The sequence below is a fragment of the Nonomuraea bangladeshensis genome (genome assembly GCF_039529455.1).
Lineage (GTDB): Bacteria > Actinomycetota > Actinomycetes > Streptosporangiales > Streptosporangiaceae > Nonomuraea > Nonomuraea bangladeshensis.
On sequence record NZ_BAAAMV010000006.1, the window covers coordinates 569,899 to 590,290 of the forward strand.

General features: G+C 72.4%; 20 protein-coding genes. 14 read left to right on the top strand and 6 right to left on the bottom strand.

Annotated features, from left to right (window positions below):
• Positions 1-54: 54 nt before the first annotated feature.
• Positions 55-762, top strand: coding sequence for an HAD family hydrolase (locus ABD292_RS22100; RefSeq protein ID WP_344210118.1), 708 nt, complete (start codon positions 55-57; stop codon positions 760-762).
• Between the two features lie 2 nt (positions 763-764).
• Here ABD292_RS22100 and ABD292_RS22105 read toward each other — a convergent pair whose 3' ends face one another.
• From ABD292_RS22105 to ABD292_RS22115, 3 genes are all read right to left on the bottom strand, one after another.
• Positions 765-2,291: a penicillin-binding transpeptidase domain-containing protein gene (locus tag ABD292_RS22105; protein WP_344210120.1), complete on the bottom strand. Its 1,527-nt coding sequence runs from the start codon at positions 2,289-2,291 to the stop codon at positions 765-767.
• A gap of 303 nt (positions 2,292-2,594) precedes the next feature.
• On the bottom strand, positions 2,595-3,071 hold the full coding sequence (locus ABD292_RS22110; RefSeq protein ID WP_344210122.1) for a nitroreductase/quinone reductase family protein: 477 nt from the start codon (positions 3,069-3,071) through the stop codon (positions 2,595-2,597).
• Positions 3,068-3,847, bottom strand: coding sequence for a glucose 1-dehydrogenase (locus tag ABD292_RS22115; protein WP_344210125.1), 780 nt, complete (start codon positions 3,845-3,847; stop codon positions 3,068-3,070). The genes ABD292_RS22110 and ABD292_RS22115 overlap by 4 nt, the downstream gene beginning before the upstream one ends.
• A gap of 157 nt (positions 3,848-4,004) precedes the next feature.
• On the opposite strand from ABD292_RS22115, the gene ABD292_RS22120 reads away from it, so the two are divergent.
• The 3 genes from ABD292_RS22120 to ABD292_RS22130 all read left to right on the top strand — a co-directional run bounded on the left by ABD292_RS22120 (position 4,005) and on the right by ABD292_RS22130 (position 6,030).
• Entirely contained in the window at positions 4,005-4,637 is a 633-nt protein-coding gene (locus ABD292_RS22120; protein ID WP_425565145.1) for a TetR/AcrR family transcriptional regulator, read from the top strand.
• Between the two features lie 276 nt (positions 4,638-4,913).
• Entirely contained in the window at positions 4,914-5,477 is a 564-nt protein-coding gene (locus ABD292_RS22125; protein WP_344210128.1) for a hypothetical protein, read from the top strand.
• Positions 5,478-5,556: 79 nt separating this feature from the next.
• Entirely contained in the window at positions 5,557-6,030 is a 474-nt protein-coding gene (locus ABD292_RS22130) for a hypothetical protein (RefSeq protein ID WP_344210130.1), read from the top strand.
• 42 nt (positions 6,031-6,072) lie between these two features.
• Here the strand turns inward: ABD292_RS22130 and ABD292_RS22135 are convergent, their stop codons facing one another.
• Positions 6,073-6,240 carry a hypothetical protein gene (locus tag ABD292_RS22135; protein WP_344210132.1) on the bottom strand — a complete coding sequence of 56 codons (168 nt, stop codon included), beginning with the start codon at positions 6,238-6,240 and terminating at the stop codon, positions 6,073-6,075.
• 254 nt (positions 6,241-6,494) lie between these two features.
• Here ABD292_RS22135 and ABD292_RS22140 point away from each other — a divergent pair, with 254 nt between their 5' ends.
• The 7 genes from ABD292_RS22140 to rhaS all read left to right on the top strand — a co-directional run bounded on the left by ABD292_RS22140 (position 6,495) and on the right by rhaS (position 14,937).
• Positions 6,495-7,412, top strand: a complete 918-nt coding sequence (locus tag ABD292_RS22140; protein WP_344210134.1) for a LysR family transcriptional regulator — start codon at positions 6,495-6,497, stop codon at positions 7,410-7,412.
• Positions 7,409-8,266: a serine hydrolase gene (locus ABD292_RS22145; protein WP_344210136.1), complete on the top strand. Its 858-nt coding sequence runs from the start codon at positions 7,409-7,411 to the stop codon at positions 8,264-8,266. Before ABD292_RS22140 ends, ABD292_RS22145 begins: the two co-directional genes overlap by 4 nt.
• A 59-nt stretch (positions 8,267-8,325) precedes the next feature.
• Positions 8,326-10,287: an acetoacetate--CoA ligase gene (locus ABD292_RS22150; RefSeq protein WP_344210138.1), complete on the top strand. Its 1,962-nt coding sequence runs from the start codon at positions 8,326-8,328 to the stop codon at positions 10,285-10,287.
• A gap of 85 nt (positions 10,288-10,372) precedes the next feature.
• On the top strand, positions 10,373-11,869 hold the full coding sequence (locus ABD292_RS22155) for a sugar ABC transporter ATP-binding protein (protein WP_344210140.1): 1,497 nt from the start codon (positions 10,373-10,375) through the stop codon (positions 11,867-11,869).
• On the top strand, positions 11,866-12,891 hold the full coding sequence (locus ABD292_RS22160; protein WP_344210142.1) for an ABC transporter permease: 1,026 nt from the start codon (positions 11,866-11,868) through the stop codon (positions 12,889-12,891). The genes ABD292_RS22155 and ABD292_RS22160 overlap by 4 nt, the downstream gene beginning before the upstream one ends.
• On the top strand, positions 12,881-13,855 hold the full coding sequence (locus tag ABD292_RS22165; protein ID WP_344210144.1) for an ABC transporter permease: 975 nt from the start codon (positions 12,881-12,883) through the stop codon (positions 13,853-13,855). The genes ABD292_RS22160 and ABD292_RS22165 overlap by 11 nt, the downstream gene beginning before the upstream one ends.
• Positions 13,852-14,937 carry a rhamnose ABC transporter substrate-binding protein gene (rhaS, locus tag ABD292_RS22170; RefSeq protein WP_344210146.1) on the top strand — a complete coding sequence of 362 codons (1,086 nt, stop codon included), beginning with the start codon at positions 13,852-13,854 and terminating at the stop codon, positions 14,935-14,937. The genes ABD292_RS22165 and rhaS overlap by 4 nt, the downstream gene beginning before the upstream one ends.
• Before the next feature lie 23 nt (positions 14,938-14,960).
• Here the strand turns inward: rhaS and ABD292_RS22175 are convergent, their stop codons facing one another.
• Both ABD292_RS22175 and ABD292_RS22180 read right to left on the bottom strand, forming a co-directional pair.
• Positions 14,961-15,626 carry a response regulator gene (locus ABD292_RS22175; protein ID WP_344210148.1) on the bottom strand — a complete coding sequence of 222 codons (666 nt, stop codon included), beginning with the start codon at positions 15,624-15,626 and terminating at the stop codon, positions 14,961-14,963.
• Positions 15,623-17,002, bottom strand: coding sequence for a sensor histidine kinase (locus ABD292_RS22180; RefSeq protein WP_344210150.1), 1,380 nt, complete (start codon positions 17,000-17,002; stop codon positions 15,623-15,625). Before ABD292_RS22180 ends, ABD292_RS22175 begins: the two co-directional genes overlap by 4 nt.
• Before the next feature lie 124 nt (positions 17,003-17,126).
• Here ABD292_RS22180 and ABD292_RS22185 point away from each other — a divergent pair, with 124 nt between their 5' ends.
• Genes ABD292_RS22185 through ABD292_RS22195 form a run of 3 tightly spaced genes read left to right on the top strand, consistent with a single transcriptional unit; the run spans position 17,127 to position 20,388 of the window.
• Positions 17,127-18,044: an ATP-binding cassette domain-containing protein gene (locus tag ABD292_RS22185; RefSeq protein ID WP_344210152.1), complete on the top strand. Its 918-nt coding sequence runs from the start codon at positions 17,127-17,129 to the stop codon at positions 18,042-18,044.
• On the top strand, positions 18,041-19,615 hold the full coding sequence (locus ABD292_RS22190) for an ABC transporter permease subunit (protein ID WP_344210154.1): 1,575 nt from the start codon (positions 18,041-18,043) through the stop codon (positions 19,613-19,615). Before ABD292_RS22185 ends, ABD292_RS22190 begins: the two co-directional genes overlap by 4 nt.
• The gene (locus tag ABD292_RS22195) at positions 19,612-20,388 is read left to right on the top strand and encodes an ABC transporter permease subunit (protein WP_344210156.1); all 777 of its coding nucleotides are present in this window, start codon (positions 19,612-19,614) and stop codon (positions 20,386-20,388) included. Before ABD292_RS22190 ends, ABD292_RS22195 begins: the two co-directional genes overlap by 4 nt.
• The last annotated feature ends 4 nt before the right edge of the window (positions 20,389-20,392 follow it).

Below are 20,392 nucleotides of genomic sequence, written 5' to 3' on the forward strand. Positions count from 1 at the left end.
GCGCCGCCCTTACCCTTGCAGTGTTCCTTCCAGGAGGCTGCCATCAACCGCCTTGTGCTGTGGAACGTCGACCTGACGCTGGTCGACGTCGCCATCGTGACCAGAGACGCCTACGCCGAGGCGTTCCGGGCCGTGACCGGCCGCCCGCTGGTCAAGCTCGTCCCGCCCATGGGCCGGCCCGACTCCGAGGTCGTCTTCGAGACGCTCGCCGTCAACGGGGTGCAGGCCGAGGACGACCATCTGCCGGGGTTCCTGGCCGCGCTGGCCACGGCCTTCGCCGCGCGCAAGGGACGGCTGGCCAAGGAGGGGCGGGCCATGGCCGGGGCCAAGGACGCGCTGCGGGCGGTGGCCCGGCTGGACGGCGTGGCGCAGACCGTGCTGACCGGGACGATCAAGAGCAACGCGGTGCTCAAGCTGAAGGCGTTCGGGCTGGACAAGTTCGTCGACTTCGAGCTCGGCGGCTACGGCGAGGAGCCCTACCCCAAGGCGACGCTGCTCCAGGTCGCCCAGGGGCGGGCCAAGGCGCGGCTCGGCACGACCTTCACGGCGGCCAACACCGTGGTGATCGGCGACTCCGTCCGTGACGTCCAGGCGGCCAGGATCGGCGGGGCCGCGATGATCGGCGTCGCCTCAGGGCGCTCGATGGCCGCCGAGCTCCGGGAGGCCGGCGCCGACCTGGTGCTCCCCGACCTCTCCAACGCCTCCGAGGTCGTCAACGCCGTCGCCGCCCTCACCTCCCCCGCCACCCGCAAGGCGGGCTGACCTCAGCCGAGCGCCCGCAGGAAGCGGGCGGCGGCCGGGGCCGCCACCGCTGAGCCGGCGCCGCCGCCCTCGGCGATGACGGCGAAGGCCACGTCCCCCTTGTAGCCGATGAACCACGAGTGCGCCGGCGGCTCCTCGCCCGAGCCGTACTCCGCGGTGCCGGTCTTGCCCGCCGTGCCGGCCGGGAAGCGTACGGCCTGCGCGGTCCCGTCCGTGACGACGGCGGGCATGAGGGTGCGCAGGGCGGCCACCACGGCGGGCTCCAGCGGCCGGGGCCCGCGGTCCTGGCCGCCGGGGTGCTCCTCCAGGACGAGCCGGGGCGGGATCCACGCGCCCGAGGCGATGGCGGCGGCGACGGAGGCCATGTTGAGCGGGCTCGCCAGCACCCGCCCCTGGCCGATGGCGGCGGAGGCGAGGTCGGTGTCGTCCTTGGGGTCGGGGAACTCCGCGCGTACGGCGGGCACGCCGGGCGTGATCGGCGTGCCGAAGCCGAAGCTCCGCGCGACCTCCGCCAGCCGCCCCCCGCCGAGCGAGGCCACGCTCATCTCGCCGAACGTCGTGTTGCACGAGTGCGCGAACGCCTCCCGGAAGGTCAGCGTCCCGAAGTCCTCGAACCCGGCGTTGTGGAACGGGAAGCCGCCGATGTTCTTCTCGGCCGGGCAGGCGACCCGCTGCCCCGGCCTGACGCCGTCCGCGACCAGCGCCGAGGCCGTCACGACCTTGAACGTGGACCCCGGCGGGTACGTCCCGAGCAGCGCCCGGTTGAACCCGCCCGGCTTGTTGACCACGGCCAGGATGTCCCCCGTCGAGGCCCGCAGCGCCACGAGCGAGGCGGGCTGGGTGACGTCCTCCAGCGCCGCCGCGCCCGCCCGGTGGACGGCGAGGTCGAGGGTCGTCTTGACGGGCCGTACACCGCCGGCGGGCACCACGGTCTTCACCCGCTCGTCCCCCTCGTAGAGGTCGATGTGGACCCGGTTCCGGACCTTGAACCGATCGGGGTAGGTCTGTTTGACGCCCTCGACGAGCTGCTGCACCGAACCGGGCGCGTCCGGCGTGCTGACGGGCGTGCCGTCGGCCGCCAGCACCTGCGGCGGCTCGCCCTTCTCGGTCACCGCGCGCAGGGAACGGCTCGGGGTGGTGAGCAGCGGGTGCAGGGCGGCGGGCGTCCAGGCGACCTTCCACGCGCCGCCACGCTCGACCATGCGCAGCCGCCCGTCGTACTCCCAGTCGCGCACGCCGGACAGCTTCGCGGTGAAGCTCAGGTACCCCTCGTCGTCCGGCCCGTTGTCGGCGAAGGGCCCGCCGGAGATCGGCCGGTGGAAGCTCGCCTCGGTGATCTTCAGATCGGTACGGAACCGCCGCAGCCGGACCTCGAAGTCGGCGGGCGGGTCGGCGACGAGCTCCCGCATGGCGGCGTGGTCCTGGTCGCTCCAGGCGGCGAGGTAACGGTCGGCGGCCTCCTCGGCCGACCCTTCGGTGCGCAACGCCCAGATCACGCCGCCCGCGGCCACGACCGGGATCAGGAGCACGGCGAGCAGCCAGGGCCAGCGGCGTCGTCGCCGTTTCAGTGGCCCCTCCGGCTGAAGATAGGCATACGTTGTCCCCGTTTGTGGTGCCATGCGGCCGAGCAGACCAGAGCGGCCACTGGGATGTCCAATAGTGATATGGGACTTCCATCCTTATGGAAATGGATATGGTCCCTGTTCGCGGGCCTGGCCCGGCATCTTCCCTGCTGCATCGCGGAGGCCAGGAGTGCCGTGGCTCACAGCGAATGGAGACAACGGTGTGCGGAAGATCTCTTGCCGTGTATAAACACGCTGCCGCCGCCGCGATCACGGCCGATGGCGGAAGCTGATGCGCATCAGCCGACTGTCAGCCCAGTCTCCGAGCCGAGTCGGCCGGATGGTGCCGGGGTCGTGGGGCTGGTTGAGATCCGCGACGATCTCGGCCAGGACGGCCTGGCGTTCAGCCGGGTCGGTGACCGGCGTGGCCCGTGCGGGCAGATCTGCACGGACCCCGTTCTTGAGGTGGAAGGTGAAGTCGGGATTGGCGAGAAGGTTCGCGTGCCAGTCGGTCGCGGCACCGCCGGCGCCGCTGCACAGGTAGGTGGCGCCCGCAGCCCGGTAGAAGAAGATCTCGATGCGGCGTGGCCGGCCGGTGCGTCGCCCCAGCGTCGTGATGTCGATGATCCGTTCGCTGGTGCCTGCTGCGGGTGTGATCTCGATGGCTCGCCGGATGTGATCGGGCAGGTGCGACAAAGACGCGTCACGTGCGGAGTCGTTCCATCCGGTCGTGTCTGGACCGCTCATGCGGCCTCGCTCTGAAGGGCGGGCCCGAGGAGGAGTCCACCGTCGATGACGTACTCCGACCCCGTGATGAACGACGCGTCCGATGACGTGAGGAACAGGAGAAGCCGGGTGACGTCGGTCGGCTCTCCGAGTCGGGGGATGGCGAAAGGCTCGGGTGAGTAGAAGTCGGCGATTGCCGCAGTGGCGCCGGCTGCCGGTTCCTGGATGAAGGGGGTCGCGATCACGCCGGGGTGGATGGTGTTCACGCGGATGTGGTCCCGGCCGAGCTCGAGCGCTGCCGTTCGGGTAAGGCCGCGCACGGCCCACTTGCTGGCGACGTACGGCGCGTAGTGCGCCGTGCCGCCCAGGCCCATCGTCGAGGCGATGTTGACGATGGCTCCCCCTGCTGCGCGGCGCAGAGCGGGGGCTGCGACCTTGATGCCGAGGAAGGCCCCCGTGAGGTTGATGTCGAGGATGCGCGACCAGGTGGCCTGCTCCGTGTCTTCGATCGTCGCCGGCGGGTTCTGCACGCCCGCGTTGTTGACGAGCACGTTCAGGGCGCCGAAGGCGCTCTCGGCGGCCAGCACGGCGGCGGACCACGAGCTCTCGTCGGTGACGTCGAGTCGGGTGAAGCGAGCGCGGGGCCCGAGTTCGTCGGCGAGAGCGGCGCCGCGTTCGGCGTCGATGTCGCCGATCACCACGTTCGCTCCCTCTGCGTGAAAGGCGCGTACGTGGCTCGAGCCCTGGCCGCCGGTCCCACCGGTCACGAGCACGGTCTGGTTGTCGAAGCGGTTCATCCGATGTTCCTTCGGTACGTGGGTGACCGACCGGGATCATCGGCGATGAACGGCCGGCCGATGGCGAGCCGAGCGACTCGCCACTGCCTCGACACTAGGTCGGCGGCAGTGGTGAGTCAAGCCACTCATCTCGTATACTCGGTCCGTGAGCAAGGTCATATCGACGTACCACCAGCGCGTCGCCCAGGAAAAGCGCGCACTGATCGTGACGGCCGCGACCGCACTATTTCTCGAGTTGGGCTACGACCGGACGTCGCTGGCGCGGATCGCAGAGCGCTCGGGCGTTTCGCGGGCCACCTTGTTCAAGCAGTTTCCGAGCAAGGCCGCCCTGTTCGACGCCATCGTCACCGAGTCCTGGTCAACCGCCGACGAGGAGGATCCTCCGCCGGCGGGCAACGTCGTCGACGGGCTCAGCGCCATCGGTCGCCGTTACGCCGAGCTGTTGAGCCGGCCCCAGATGACCGACCTGTTCCGGATCGTCATCGCCGAGCTGCCGCGGTTCCCCGAGCTGGCCCATGCGCAGTTCTCGCAAGGGAAGATGCCCTACTTCGAGTCCGTACGCAGCTACCTCCTGGCTGAGCACGAGGCGGGAACGGTGCGGGTCGAGGACGTGGACCTCGCAGCCACGCAGTTCCTGGGCATGATCTCCAACTACGTCTTCTGGCCGACCCTCCTGGTGCCGGGCTGGGAGATGAGCGCCGAACGCGTCGCTCAGGTGGTCGACGAGGCCGTCCGCACCATCGTCGCCCGGTACGCCACAGCTGGACCAGCGCCGTCGGCCAATGGCTGAGTCCCACCGCCAAGGGGCTGCTGAGCGACGACTTGCAGACACCGCGCGTCCAGCATTTGAACCCACTCACTTGAACTATCGGAGTAGCCGGCACAACTACCCCTGGCCGGAGACAGAGCTCCGGAATCGTGAATATGATCACGACGGTGACTCGATTCCCACCCTTTGCGATATTGCGCACAAGACTCAAGCGCTTTAACATGCCCGTTACCTGGACGGCCTGCCGTTCTGGACCTCGTCGGTGTGTTTGGTGGCGAGCGACCCAAGGAAGCCGCGATGCTCACTCAGGTCCTAGAGATACTAAAAGAGCTGGTCGGGGAACTTTCGAAGGCTGTCAAGAATGCCCGCGCCTGGGTGAAAGTGTTGCTCGCTGCCGCCCTTTCCTGCGCTCTTGTCGGCGCCGGCGTCGTCTGGGGGATCAAGCTCGCCGGACCGCCGGACACAGCTCTCGGCGGAGTCGATCTGGCCTCGTCCTGCATAGCATTGAACTATGAGACGAACGACCAGCAGTTCTGTTCGTCCCGCATAGACTTGAAAGCCGCCTGCAATTGGCAATATTCTCGGACTGATCTCGCTTTTCGATTCACCTCCGCCAGTGCCGAGAGTGGCGTCTGCTACGCTCCGGGAAAACGGCCCCTCGGGGGAATCGCCGACATACGCGGCTACTGCAAATATGCCTTCAGGCCCAGCGTCAGCGTTGACGCCGCCAATGTGAACAACATCTGGACCTGCCGAGAGAAGATCGACATGAATTTAGCATGCCAATTGAGATATCGGCGTTACGAAGGAGTGGAGGCCCGTAACGAAGACGGCGTATGGCAGTGCTACCAAGTCGCCTGACTCTCCCTCAGGGCAGGTCGGCACAACTCTTGCGTATGATCGTGTCCGTGAGTGGCCCGCTCTCGCGACGGGGGTGAAGATGGACAGCTCACACCTGGTCTTCCGGCTGGAGCGGGGCGTGACGGGGTTTCGCCACGTCAGCGAACCTCCGGTGCCGGAGACCGATCCCAGAAGGTGTCGTAAAGCCTGGTACGCCGCAGCCCGGAGGGCCCGCGGACAGGTCGGGGATTTTGCGGAACGCGAATATCCGCAGAGCTTTCACAGCGCCACGATCAACGACCGGGATGGAGCACACCTCGCCCTGTTCCAGGCTCAGTTTCCGCTGGTCGCGTTCGTGAGCGATCGGCGGTGGGCGTACTCCGACGAGTTCCTGGCCCCACCTGCCTGGGCGGTCGCCCTCAGCCCCTTCGGCTTCACCGTCTTGGGTGCGTCACTGCTCATGTCGCCGCTGACGAAGGTGGACACCACTGCTTTGTCCGCCGCGGAGTGGAAGCAGATCGAGTACTGGAAGCCGAAGACCCTTGGCGAGCTGCTCTTCAACGCGTGGGACTGATGCTCGGCCGTCCTGGACGGCATCAGCCCTGATCAGCCTTCTTCAGAACATGAGAAGTGACAGCCGGACTGCCGGCTGATCGGGCGCGAGTTCGGCCATCCCGCGCTGCATGTCGAACCAGCCGTCGTCGTAGAAGTACATCCACGGCGGCTCGTCCTCGGGGTGCTCGCCCATTTCCGCGTGCCCGCGCGCCGCCGTCTGGGCGGCCATGCCCTGCACTGCGAGGGTGGTCCGTCCGTCGTACCGGGTTCGCCGATGCTCCAGGCGAGATGGGCGCGCATGTTGGGCGTGGTGGCGGCGAGAGCTCCGTCGCCGGCCTCCGGGGGCCAGCCGCGGGAGCGGTCGTACCACGCGTTGCGCGAGCGGACCCGGAGTCCCCCGCGCGAGAACGGTGACGCGGACCACCAGAAGTCCCTTTTGATATGGAACGTCGCAAATGACAAATCTCGATATAGTGCCTGTTCGTGGACCTCGTCCGGCACCTTCGCTACTTCATCGCGGTCGCCGAGGAACTCCACTTCGGTAACGCCGCGATCCGGCTCGGCATGGCCCAGCCGCCGCTCAGCCAACGCATCAAACGGCTGGAGGAGGAGCTGGGCGCGCGGCTGTTCGACCGTTCGGCCCGTCAGGTGCGCCTCACCGAGACGGGCCGGTTGCTGCTCGGTGAGGCGCGCGAGATCGTCGCCCGCGCCGACCGGCTGCACGAGCTGGCCAGGCAGGGTCGCGGGACGGTGCTCAGGGTGGGGGTGCCGCCCGATCTGGCCGCCACGGTGATCGCGGCGCTGGTCGCCCGGTTCCGTGAGACCCATCCGGAGGTGCGGCTCGCGCCCGCCGAGATCTGGACCGCCGACCAGGTGACGGCGCTCGCCGAGGGCACGATCGACGTCGGGCTGGTCCGGCACCCGGTCTCCGCGCCCGGCCTGCGGTTCGGCGAGGTCCTGGTGCAGGTCCAGGGTGTGCTGCTGCCCGACGGCGATCCGCTGACCGGGGTCGGCGAGGTGCATCTGGCCGACCTCGCCGGGCGGGAGCTGCTGATGCCGCCGAAGGAGGGCGAGCCCGGCCTGCACGCCGAGGTGCTGGCGGCCTGCCGCCGCCACGGGTACGTGCCGCCGCAGGTGCACCAGGGCGCGGGTCTGGGGCTGGTGCTGGCGGGCGCGGCGGTCGCGTTCGGGCCGGAGGTGGAGGCGCCGGGGCTGGCGTGGCGGCCGCTGCTAGGCTCGCCGATCGCGTCCCGGGTCTCCACGGCCTGGCGCGGCGAGACGGCCGCGGCCGGCGATTTCTCGGCCGTCGCCGTACGGACGTTGAAGGAGAGCGCCGGAATGACCGACGAGGGCGCGGTGCCGCCGCGGCGCGTCAGCTGCAGGCCGGGGATGCTGGCATGAGCGGGCCCGACTTCGAGGCGCTGTTCCGGGTGGCGGGGGTCACCGGCTGGCTGCACGCCGCCGACGTCGACACCGGGCGGGAGATCGGGCACGGGGCCGACGAGCCGCTGCCGGTGGCGTCGATGTTCAAGGTGCCGCTGCTGGTGGAGCTCTGCCGGCAGGCCGACGCCGGGCTGCTCGATCCGGCCGAGCGGGTGACGGTGCCGGCGGCCGGCCGGTCGACGGGGCCGACCGGGGTCTCGGCGATGCTCGACGAGGTGACGATGTCGCTGCGGGACCTGGCCTACCTGATGATCGCGGTGAGCGACAACGCCTCGGCGGACGTGCTGCTGCGGCGGGTCGGGCGGGAGGCGGTCAACGCCATGCTGGCGGCGTACGGGCTGGACGTGACGCGCGTGCGGCAGAGCAGCCAGGAGATCAACGAGAGCATGGCGGCCGACGCCGGGCACGGGTGGCCGTACCTCGATCCTGACGAGGTGGCCCGGATGCGGGCGCTCGACCCCGCCTGGGGCAACGCCGGCACGCCCCGGGAGCTGACCCGGCTGTTCGGGCTGATCTGGCGCGACGAGATCGCCTCGGCCGCGTCCTGCGCGTGGATGCGCGGCGTGCTCAACATGCAGGTGTGGCCGCACCGGCTGGCCTCCGGCTTCCCGTACGACGACGTGGCCGTCAGCGGCAAGACCGGCACGCTGCCGACGCTGCGCACCGAGTCAGGCGTGGTCGAGTACCCCGACGGCGGCCGGTACGCGGTCGCCGTCTTCACCCGCTCCTTCTCCACAGCGCTGAACCAGCCGCGTGCGGACGCGGTGATCGGCACCGCCGCCCGTATGGCGGTGGACCACCTGAGACGGTAGCTAGTTATGTGGGGGGTAGAGGTAGGACTCTCCATGGAACGGGCGACAGGATGGGGCACATGGTTGCTGAGGGCGAGCTTCTCTGGGAGCCGGGCGAAGAGGTGGCCGCGCGGGCGAGGCTGACCCGCTACCTGGAGTGGCTGGGCAGGACGGGCGAGGACTACGAGAGCGTGTGGCGCTGGTCGGTCGAGGACCCGGCCGCGTTCTGGACCTCGATCTGGGACTACTTCGAGGTGATCGGCGAGCGCGGCGACGGGCCGGTGCTGTCCGGCACGATGCCCGCCGCCCGCTGGTTCGAGGGCGCCACGCTCAACTACGCCGAGAACGCGCTGCGCCGCGACGAGGGCACCGCCGTGATCTTCGTCTCCGAGGACGGCGCCCGCCAGGAGCTGACCTTCGCCGAGCTGCGCGAGGAGGTCGCCCGGGTGCGGGCCGGGCTGGTCCGGCTGGGCGTGCGGCGGGGCGACCGGGTGGCCGGCTACCTGCCGAACATCCCGCAGGCCCTCATCGCCTTCCTCGCCACCGCCTCGCTCGGGGCGATCTGGTCGGCCGGCTCCCCCGACTTCGGGGTGCCGAGCGTCGTCGACCGGTTCAAGCAGATCGAGCCCAAGGTGCTCATCGCGGTGGACGGCTACCACTACAACGGCAAGAGCTACGACCGCTCGGCCGCGGTCAACGAGATCGCCGCCGCGCTGCCCACGCTGCGAGCCACCGTCTGGATCCCCTACCTGGCCGCCGCCGGTGACGGCCGGGCGCCGCAGCAGGCCGAGCCCACGCCCCCGCACACCCTTGAGGTGCCGCACGGCGAGGTGATCGGCTGGGAGGGGCTGCGGGCGGAGGCCGCGCCGCTGGAGTTCGAGCGGGTGCCGTTCGACCATCCCCTGTGGATCCTCTACTCCAGCGGCACCACCGGGCTGCCCAAGCCGATCGTGCACGGCCATGGCGGCATCGTGCTGGAGCACCTGAAGTCGCTCTCCTTCCACCAGGACCTGGGCGAGGGCGAGGTGTTCTTCTGGTACACCACCACGGGCTGGATGATGTGGAACTACCTCGTCGGCGCGCTGCTGGTGGGGGCCACGGCCGTGCTGTACGACGGCGCGGCGACGCATCCCTCCCCCGCCGCGCTGTGGCGGATCGCCGCCTCGGAGGGGGTGACGTACTTCGGGACCGGGGCGCCGTACATCATGGCCTCGCTCAAGGCCGGGATCGAGCCCGAGGGGCTGGAGCGGCTGCGCGGGGTGGGCTCCACGGGCTCGCCGCTGCCGCCCGAGGGGTTCGCGTGGGTGGCGGGCGCGCTGCCAGGGGTGCCGGTCGGGTCGTTCTCCGGCGGCACGGACGTGTGCACCGGCTTCGTCGGGGCGACCCTGCTGCACCCGATCAGGGCGGGCATCATCCCGTGCCGGTCGCTGGGGGCGAAGGTGGAGGCGTACGACCCGGCGGGCAAGCCCGTCGTGGGCGAGGTGGGCGAGCTGGTGATCACGCAGCCCATGCCGTCGATGCCGGTGATGTTCTGGAACGACCCCGCCGGCGAGCGCTACGCCGAGAGCTACTTCGACGTCTATCCCGGCGTGTGGCGGCACGGCGACTGGATCAAGGTGAACGAGGACGGGAGCTGCGTCATCTACGGCCGCTCCGACTCCACGCTCAACCGCGGCGGCGTACGGATGGGCACCAGCGAGTTCTACCGGGTGGTCGAGCGGTTCGAGGAGGTCGCCGACAGCCTGGTGATCGACACGGGCCAGCTCGGCCAGGAGGGCCGGCTGCTGCTGTACGTGACGCTGGCCGAGGGCGCCGAGCTGACCCCGGAGCTGGAGCGGGCGCTGTGCGGCGCGCTGCGGCAGGAGCTGTCGCCGCGCCACGTCCCGAACGAGATCCGGGTGGTGCCCGGCATCCCGCGCACGCTGTCGGGCAAGAAGCTGGAGGTGCCGGTGCGCAAGATCCTGCTGGGCGCCCCGGTGGAGCAGGCGGCCAACCCGGACGCGATGGCGAACCCGGAGGTGCTGCGGCACTTCCGGCCGTGACCCTTGATCGACTATTGACGTGCCGCCATCCGCTGAAATAACGTCCTGGCACACCGCTTAAAACGATTTTTCGCGGGATGGCGGCATGGAAGACACACCCGTCCTGTCCCTCTTACAGGTGAGCAAGGCGTTCGGCGCGGTCCGCGCCGTCCGCGAGGTGTCGCTGGAGCTGCGCGCCGGCGAGGCGCACGCCCTCGCCGGCGAGAACGGCGCGGGCAAGTCCACGCTGGTGAAGATCCTGTCCGGCGTGCACCGCCCCGACTCGGGGCGCATCCTGCTCGACGGGGAGCCGGTCGAGTTCGCCGGCCCCGCCGACGCCCAGCGGGCCGGCGTCGCGGTCATCTACCAGGAGCCGACGCTGTTCCCCGACCTGTCGGTCATGGAGAACATCTTCATGGGCCGCCAGCCGCGCGCCCGCCTCGGGCTCGACCGGCGGGCCATGCGCGCCGCCACCGCCGAGCTGTTCGGCCGGCTCGGCGTGCACCTCGACCCCGACCGGCCGGCCCGCGGCCTGTCCATCGCCGACCAGCAGCTTGTCGAGATCGCCAAGGCCCTGTCCAGGCAGGCCAGGGTGCTGGTCATGGACGAGCCGACCGCCGCGCTGTCCGGCCAGGAGGTCGCCCGGCTGTTCGGCGTGGCGGGGACGCTGCGCGAGCAGGGCGTCGCGCTGCTGTTCATCTCGCACCGGCTGGAGGAGATCTTCGAGCTGTGCCAGCGGGTGACCACTCTGAGGGACGGCGCGCTCGTCGCGACCGACCCGATCGGCGACCTCACCCCCGACGACCTCGTACGCCGCATGGTCGGCCGCGAGCTTGCGTCCCTGTTCCCCAAGCAGGACACCACGGCCGGCGAGGTCGCGCTCAGCGTGCGCCGGCTCACCCGCGAGGGCGTCTTCACCGACGTGTCCTTCGAGGTGCGGCGGGGCGAGATCGTCGCGCTGGCCGGGCTGGTCGGGGCCGGGCGCAGCGAGGTCGCCAGGGCCGTGTTCGGCATCGACCGCTGGGACGCCGGCGCCGTCGAGGTGGACGGCAGGCGGCTGCGCCCGGCCCGGCCTGCGGCGGCCATGGCGGCCGGACTGGCGCTGGTGCCGGAGGACCGCCGCCAGCAGGGCCTGGTCATGGACCTGTCCATCGAGCGCAACATCGGCCTGGCCGGGCTGGCCGCGCTCCGCAGGGGGCCGCTGATCTCACGCCTCGCCGAACGGGAGCGGGCCAGGGACTGGGCGGTGCGGCTGCGGCTGAAGTTCGCCCGGCTGGGCGACCCGGTGAACGTGCTGTCCGGCGGCAACCAGCAGAAGGTGGTGCTGGCCAAGTGGCTGGCCCGCCGGCCGTCGGTGCTCATCGTGGACGAGCCCACCCGCGGCATCGACGTGGGCACCAAGGCCGAGGTGCACCGGCTGCTGTCGGAGCTGGCCGCGAGCGGGGTGGCGGTGCTGATGATCTCCTCGGAGCTGCCCGAGGTGCTCGGGATGGCCGATCGGGTGCTCGTCATGCACGAGGGGCGGCTGGTCGCCGAGCTGGACCGGGCGGAGGCGTCCGAGGAGAGCGTGATGGCCGCCGCGACAGGAAGGGGCCGCCCGTGAGCAGTGCTGCGAGCGCGGGCCGGGGCGGCGGGCGGCGGCTCGTGGACCGGGTGGCGCGGGTGCGCGAGCTCGGCATCGTGGTCGCGCTCGGCGCGCTGTTCGCCGTCACCGGCGCGGCGAACCCGAGCTTCCTCAGTTACGGCAGCATCCGCGACATCCTGCTCAACTCGGCCATCGTCGCGCTGCTCGCCGTCGGCCAGACGCTCGTCGTCATCACCAGGAACGTGGACCTCTCGGTCAGCTCGGTCGTGGGCCTGTCGGCGTTCGGCGGCGCTCTGGTCCTGGCCGACCACCCCGGCGTGCCGGTCCCGCTGGTCGTCGCCGGCTGCGTGGCGCTCGGCGCGGCCTGCGGCGCGGTCAACGGGCTGCTCGTCGGCGCGGCCAGGGTGCCCGCCCTGGTGGCCACCCTCGGCACCCTGTACGCCTTCCGCGGCATCGACTACGCCTGGGCCGGCGGCCGTCAGGTCAACGCCGCCGACATGCCGGAGGGCTTCCTCGCCCTCGGCACCCGCTCGGTCCTCGGCGTCCCGCTGCCCGCGCTGATCGCCCTGGCCGTGCTGCTCGCCGTCGGCTGGATGCTGCGCAACCTGCGCTCCGGCCGCGAGCTGTACGCCATCGGCTCCAGCCCCGAGGCGGCGGTGCTGGCCGGCATCCGGGTACGCCGCCGCGTCCTCACCGCGTTCGTCGCCAACGGCGCGCTCGCCGGGCTGGCCGGCGTGATGTGGGCCGCCCGGTTCGGCACCGTGGACGCGACCGTCGCCACCGGCAAGGAGCTCGACGTCATCGCCGCCGTCGTGGTCGGCGGCGTGGCCATCTTCGGCGGCAGCGGCACCGTCTACGGCGCCGCGCTCGGCGCCGTCCTGCTCGCCTCCATCACCAGCGCGCTCGCCGTGCTCCGGGTGGACGCCCTGGCCCAGACCGCGATCAACGGCGCCCTGCTGCTGGCCGCCATCGTCCTCGACCGCCTGCTCGCGCTGCGCGTGGCCGCGGCCCTGCGCCGCCGAAGGTCCCATGAACACTGACGCGCTGCGCCGCTGGGAGACGTTGATCGCCGTGCTGCTGGCCGGGGTCGCGGTGTGGGCCTCGCTCGGCGTGGACGGCTTCGCGAACGACTCCAACGTCTCGTTCCTGCTGCTCGACACCACCGAGATCGCGCTCATGGCGCTGACCATGACGCTGGTGATCGTGGCGGCCGAGATCGACCTGTCCGTGGCCTCCACGCTCGGCCTGTCCTGCGCGGTGCTCGGCGCGCTGTGGAACGCCGGGCTGCCGATCGAGGTCATCATGCCGATCTGCCTGCTGGTGGGCGCGGCGTGCGGGGCGGTCAACGGGCTGCTCGTCACCCGGCTCGGGCTGCCCTCGCTGGCGGTCACGATCGGCACGTTCGCGCTGTTCCGCGGGCTCGCGTACGTGATCCTGGGCGACCAGGCGGTGGCCGACCTGCCGCCCGCCTACACGGGCCTCGCCACCTCCTCGATCGGGCCGGTGCCGCTCGCGACGGTGCTGGTCGCCGTGCTGGCCGTGGTGGCGGCGCTGCTGCTGCACGCGACCGGACTCGGCCGGTCGATCGTGGCGATCGGCGCGAACGTCGAGGCGGCCTACTTCTCCGGCATCCGGGTCAAGCGCGTCAAGCTCTGGCTGTTCGTGGCCTCCGGGGTCATGGCGTCGCTGGCGTCCCTGATCTACACCTTCCGCTACGCCAGCGCCCGCGCCGACAACGGCATGGGCCTGGAGCTCGCGGTGGTGGCCGCCGTGCTGCTCGGCGGGGTGTCGATCTTCGGCAGGAAGGGCACGCTGCCCGGCGTCCTGATGGCGGTGCTGCTGCTCGGCGTCGTACGCAACGCGCTGATCCTCGCCGACGTGGCCAACGAGGTGCTCAACTTCGTGACGGGCCTGCTGCTCGTCGCCTCCGTGCTGGCGCCGAACCTGGGGGCGGCCCGGCGACGGCGCACACCATCACCAGTGGAAGGGAAGTCCGTTTCATGACAACGCGCACCCCTTGGCGTCCCGTGGCGCTCCTCGCCGGGCTCGTGCTGCTGACCAGCGCGTGCGGCGGCACCACCAAGAGCGATGTCCAGCAGCAGCAGTCGTCCGCCCCTGCCGGGACGGCGTCGTCCGCCCCGGCCGCCGATCCGAACGCCCCGCTCAAGCAGGGGTTGAAGATCGCCTTCCTGCCGAAGCAGGTCAACAACCCGTACTTCACGATCGCCGACAAGGGCGGCGTGGACGCGGCCGGGGAGTTCGGCGGCGAGGGCAAGGAGGTCGGCCCGTCCGACGCGAGCGCGTCCTCGCAGGTGTCCTACATCAACACGCTGATCCAGCAGAAGCAGGACGCCATCGTCATCTCGGCGAACGACCCGAACGCCGTCGTGCCCGCGCTCAAGCAGGCCAGGGCCGCAGGGATCAAGGTCGTCAGCTACGACTCCGACACCGCGCCCGAGGGCCGCGACATCTTCGTCAACCAGGCGAGCGCCGAGGACCTGGGCCGTACGGAGGTGCAGCTCCTCGCCAAGCAGCTCGGCAACAAGGGCAAGATCGCGATCCTGTCCGCCACGCCGAACGCGACGAACCAGAACACCTGGATCGAGTTCATGAAGGACGAGCTGAGCAAGCCCGAGTACAAGGACATGGAGCTGGTCAAGGTCGCCTACGGCAACGACGACGACCAGAAGTCCTTCACCGAGACGCAGGGGCTGCTGCGCTCGTACCCGGACCTCGCGGGCATCATCTCGCCGACGACCGTGGGCATCGCGGCGGCGGCCCGCTATCTGTCGGACTCGCCGTACAAGGGGAAGGTGAAGCTGACCGGGCTCGGCACGCCGAACCAGCTCCGCAAGTTCGTCAAGGACGGCACGATCGAGGCGTTCGAGCTGTGGAACCCGGCCGACCTCGGCTATCTCGCCTCGTACGCGGCCGCCGCGCTCGCCTCCGGGCAGATCACCGGCGCCGAGGGCGAGACGTTCAAGGCGGGCAAACTGGGCGACTACACGGTCGGGGCCAAGGGCGAGGTGCTGCTCGGCAAGCCGACCGTGTTCGACAAGTCCAACATCGACGACTTCGACTTCTGACCGTCGCGGCCGCGCGGCACGCGTCACGGCTGCCGGCCGCGCGGCACGACCAGGCCCGTCTCGTACGCGGCGACGACCGCCTGCGTCCGGTCGCGCAGCCCCAGCTTGTTCAGCACCCGGCTCACGTGCGTCTTGACCGTCTCCTCGGTCACCACGAGCCTGGCGGCGATCTCGGGGTTGGACAGGCCCTCGGCGACCAGCCGCAGGACCTGCGTCTCGCGCGGGGTGAGCGTGCCGAGCGTCGCCACCGGGGGTCGCGGGCCCATGCGGGCGAACTCGCCGATCAGGCGGCGGGTGACGGCCGGGGCCAGCAGCGCCTCGCCGGCCGCGACCACGCGCACCGCGTCGAACAGGCGCTCGGCGGTGACGTCCTTCAGCAGGAAGCCGCTGGCGCCGGCGCGCAGGGCGTCGTAGACGTACTCGTCGAGGTCGAACGTGGTCAGGATGAGCACCCGGGGCCCGCCGGGTCCGGCCAGTTCCCTGGTCGCCTCGATGCCGCCCATTCCGGGCATCCGTACGTCCATGAGCACGACGTCCGGCTTCACCTCGCGGCAGATCCGCACCGCCTCCAGCCCGTCGGCGGCCCGGCCGGCCACCTCGAAGTCGGGCTGGGTGTCCAGCAGCTCGCCGAACCCCGTACGGACCACCAGGTGGTCGTCGGCGATGACGACCCTGATCGGCGCGCTCACGCGGCGCTCTCCCTGCCCGGCAGGACGGCACGGACGAGGAAGCCGCCGCCGGGCGCGGGGCCGGTGACCAGCTCGCCGCCCACGGCCGCGGCCCGCTCCCGCATGCCGGCGAGCCCGTGGCCGCCCTCCCCGTCGAGCGGGCCGGGGCCGTTGTCCCTGATCGACAGCCGCAGGCCGGCCCCGGTGTAGTGCAGCTCCACGTCCACGGCCGCGCCGGGCGCGTGCCGCCGCGCGTTGGTCAGCGCCTCCTGCACGATCCGGTACGCCGCCAGCTCCACCCCCGGGTCCAGCTCGGCCGGCGCGCCACGGAGGATGAGCCGGGTGGCCGCGCCGGACGCCTCGCGGGAGCCGTCGAGCAGCTCGTTCAGCTCGTGCAGGCGCAGGCCGGGCTGGGGGCGCCAGGACGCCTCGGTGCCGTCGTCCTCGCGCAGCACGCCGAGCAGACGGCGCATCTCGGTGAGCGCCTGCCTGGCGGTGTCGCCGATGGCCAGCAGCCGCTCGGCCCCCGCCTGCGGCATCCCGGGGACGGCCAGCCGCGCGGTCTCGGCCTGGACGGCGACCAGGGAGATGTGGTGGGCGACGACGTCGTGCAGCTCGCGCGCGATGCGCGCCCGCTCGCCGCGGGCGGTGTGCTCCAGCAGGTCGCCGGCCGCCTGCCGCCGGGCGGCGGTGTGCGCGCCCGCCGTGGCGCGGGCCGCCCGCGCGATGCCGCCGAGCGCGGCGACCGGAGCCAGGCAGGCCAGCACCAGGACCAGCTCCCCCACCGGGACCCCAGCCGCCGGAAACCCCGCCGAGGAGCCCGCCGCCACCGCAAGCCCCACCGCCGGGAGCCCCGCCACCGGAAGCCCCGCCACCAGAAGCAGGGCCAGCGCCGGGAACGGGGCCGCGAGCGCGAGCGCCGGGCCGGCCCGCCCGTGCCGCCCCGCCCGGTAGAGCGCGATCACCTGGGCCACCGCCCCGGCGACGGTCAACGTGTGGAACGCCCCCACCGACAGCACGGCCGCCGCACCGCCCACGGCCGCCGCGATCATCGGCTGCGCCGCGAGGAGCGGGAGCGGCAGGGTGGTGGCGAGCGCCAGCAACGGCAGCACCAGCAGGCGGAGCGGCCCCCCGGGCCCACGGGACCACGCCATTCCATCGGCCACGTCCTCCGGAGGCGGGGCCGACCCGTCGGTCAGGAGGCTCTGGGACGACGCCGGCCCCCCGGCCGGGACGCTGACCGACCAGCTGCCGGCGATCGGCTGGCCGGCGAGCACTTCCACCACCGCGACCAGGGCCAGCAGGAGCCCGAGCACGACCAGCGCGCGGCGGCGGCCCGCGCCGCCGTCCACCGGCCGCGCCCCCCATAGAACGCCCAAACCCTGCCCGATCGCCACGAACCCCATTGTCACCGCCCCACCGCGCCCCCCGCATCCCTCACACGAGGGACCCCATGTAGCCCCCGAAGATCACTCACACGCGTGACGACCCCGCCCCGGCCCGCTCCCTAGCTTCGTAACCGTGGAAGCAACCATCGAAGTCTCCGGCCTGCGCAAGCGGTACGGCTCACACCAGGCCCTGGACGGGATGACCTTCACCGTCCACCCCGGCCACGTCACGGGCTTCGTCGGCCCGAACGGCGCGGGCAAGTCCACCACCATGCGCGTGGTGCTCGGCCTGGACGCCCCCGACGAGGGCCACGCCCTGGTGGGCGGGCGCCCGTACGCGACCCTGCGCACCCCGCTCCGGCACGTCGGCGCGCTGCTGGACGCGGCCGCCCTCCAGCCGGGCCGCACCGGCCGCCACCACCTCCTCTGGCTCGCCCATTCCCAGGGCCTCGGCGCCCGCCGGGTGGACGAGGTGCTGGAGCTGGCCGGGCTCGGCGCGGCGGCCCGCCGCCGGGCGGGCGGCTACTCGCTCGGCATGCGCCAGCGGCTCGGCATCGCCGCCGCGATGCTCGGCGACCCGCCGGTGCTGCTGCTGGACGAGCCGTTCAACGGCCTCGACCCCGAGGGCATCGTGTGGATGCGCGGCCTGCTCCGCGCGCTCGCCGCCGAGGGGCGGGCGGTGCTGGTCTCCAGCCACCTGATGAGCGAGCTGGAGGACACCGCCGGGCACCTCGTGGTGGCGGGACGGGGGCGGGTGGTGGCGGACACGAGCGTGGCCGACCTCATCGCCCGCGCCTCCGGCGGCCGGGTACGCCTGCGCACGACCGCCCGCGAGGCGGCCATGCGCGCCCTGGCCGAGGCCGGAGCCACGGTGACCGTGCAGGACCGGGAGACGCTCACCGTGGACGGGCTGGCCGCCGAGCAGGTCGTCCGGCTGCTGGCGGCGCGCGAGGTGCCGTTCGCGGAGGTGGCCGCGCACCGGGCCACGCTGGAGGCGGCGTACCTGGACCTGACCAGGGACGCCGTCGAGTACCGAGGGGCGGCCCGATGACCAAGACCACCCCCTACCGCTCGCCGCTCGGCACAGCCGGGCGCGACGGGTTCGCGCGGCTCGTCCACGCCGAGTGGACCAAGTTCCGCACCGCCCCCGGCGGGCCCGCGGGGCTGGTGCTCGCGGCGCTGCTCGTCGTCGGGCTCGGCCTGCTGTCGGCGGCCGGCAGCCACGCCTCCTGCTCGAAGGGGCCGGTCGAGGTGCCCTGCCCGGTCCCGCCGCGCGGCCCCGGCGGCGAGGCCGTCGAGGACAAGTTCTTCTTCGCCCACCAGCCGCTGCGCGGCGACGGCTCGATCACCGTGCGGGTGAGCGCGATGTCGGGCCGGATCCGCCTCCCCGACGCCGTCCCCGGCGTCAGGAACGTCGCCGCCGCCATGACCCCGTGGGCCAAGGCCGGCCTCATGATCAAGGCGAGCACCCGGCAGGGGGCCTCCTACGCCGCCGTCATGGTCACCGCCGAGCACGGCGTCCGCATGCAGCACGACTTCACCGAGGACGTCGCCGGGCTGCCCGGCAAGGTCACCCCGTCCACCCCCCGCTGGCTGCGCCTCACGCGGGCGGGCGACACCGTGACCGGCGAGGAGTCGGCCGACGGCGTCCGGTGGACGAAGGTCGCCGCCGTCCGCCTGCCGGGGCTGCCGGAGCGGGCCCGCATCGGCCTGTTCGCCGCCTCCCCCGGCGACGTGCGGGTCAGCGGCAACGCCGTCGGCGGATCCACCGTCACCTCCCGCTTCGCCGAGGTCACCGCCGTCATGGACCGGCTCGACGTACGCGGGGAGGGCACCGGCGGGGCGTTCTCCCGAGACGACATCGGCGTCTCCTACGAGCTCGACGGCTCGCCGCACCACCCGGGCGGGTTCCGGGAGTCCGGCGGCACGTACACGATCACCGGCGTGGGCGACATCGCCCCCCTGACCGTCGGGAGCACCGTCGAGAACACCCTGGCAGGCGCGATGTTCGCGCTGGTCGCCGTGATCGTCGTGGGCGTGCTGTCCGTGACCTCCGAGTACCGGCGCGGGCTCATCCGCACGACGCTGCTGGCGAGCCCGCGGCGCGGACGGGTGCTCGTGGCCAAGGCCGTGGTGGTCCTCGCCGCGACCTTCGCCGGATCGCTCGCGGCCACCGCCGTCACGCTGCCGCTCGCCGGGCTCGTCCTCGCGGGCAACGGCGTCCACCTCCTGCCGGTGTCCGCGCTGACCGAGCTGCGGGTGGCCGCGGGCGTGGCGGGCGTGCTGGCGGTGAGCGCCGTGCTCGCCCTCGCGTTCGGCGCGCTGCTGCGGCGCGGCGCGGCCGGGGTCATCGCGGCCGTCGCCGCGGTCCTGGTGCCGTACGTGCTCGCGACCACGTCCGTGCTGCCCGAGCCGGTCGCGGACTGGCTGCTGCGGGTGACGCCCGCGGCGGGCTTCGCCGTCCAGCAGAGCATCCCCGAGTACCCGCAGGTGTTCGGTCATCACACGCCCGCGGGCGGCTTCTACCCGCTGCCGCCCTGGGCCGGGTTCGCCGTGCTCTGCGGGTACGCCGCCCTCGTGCTCGCCCTCGCCGTACGCCGACTGAACAGGGAGGACGCGTGAGGCGGGCGACGCTCGCGGAGTGGACGAAGCTCCGCACCGTGCCGGGCCCCGCCGGGCTGCTGGCCGGGACGGCCGTGCTGACCGTCGCCCTGGGCGCGCTCACGGCCACGGTCGTCCGCTGCGAGGCGGCCGGCTGCGGCCACGACGCCACCCGGCTGGCCCTGACCGGGGTGCAGCTCGGCCAGGCCCTGGTCGCCCTGCTGGCCGTGCTGGCGGTCTGCGGCGAGTACGGCAGCGGCATGATCCGCACCAGCCTGGCCGCGGTGCCGCGCAGGGGCGTGCTGCTGGCCGCCAAGGCCGCCGTCGTCACCGGCCCGGCGCTGGCCGCGGGGACCGTCGCGGTGCTCGGGTCGGTGCTGGCCGGGCGGCTGCTCCTGCCGGGCAGCGGCTTCACCCCGGAGCACGGCTACCCGCCGCTGTCGCTGCTCGACGGCCCCACCCTGCGCGCCGCCGCCGGGTCGGTGCTCTACTTCGGCCTGGTCGCGCTGCTCAGCGTGGGGATCGCGGTCGTCGTACGCGAGCCGGCCGCCGCCGCGGGGGTCGTGCTCGGCCTGCTCTACCTGTTTCCGCTGGCGGTGCGCCTGGTCGCCGACGAGGACGTCCAGCGGCTGCTCTGGACGGTGTCCCCGGTGAACGCGGGCCTCGCCGTGCAGGCCACCACGGACGCCGCCGCGCTCCCGCTCACCCCGTGGGCCGGTCTCGGCGTCCTCGCCGCGTGGGCCGCCGCCGCCCTCGCCCTGGGCGCCCTGGCGCTGCGGCGGCGCGACGCCTGATGAG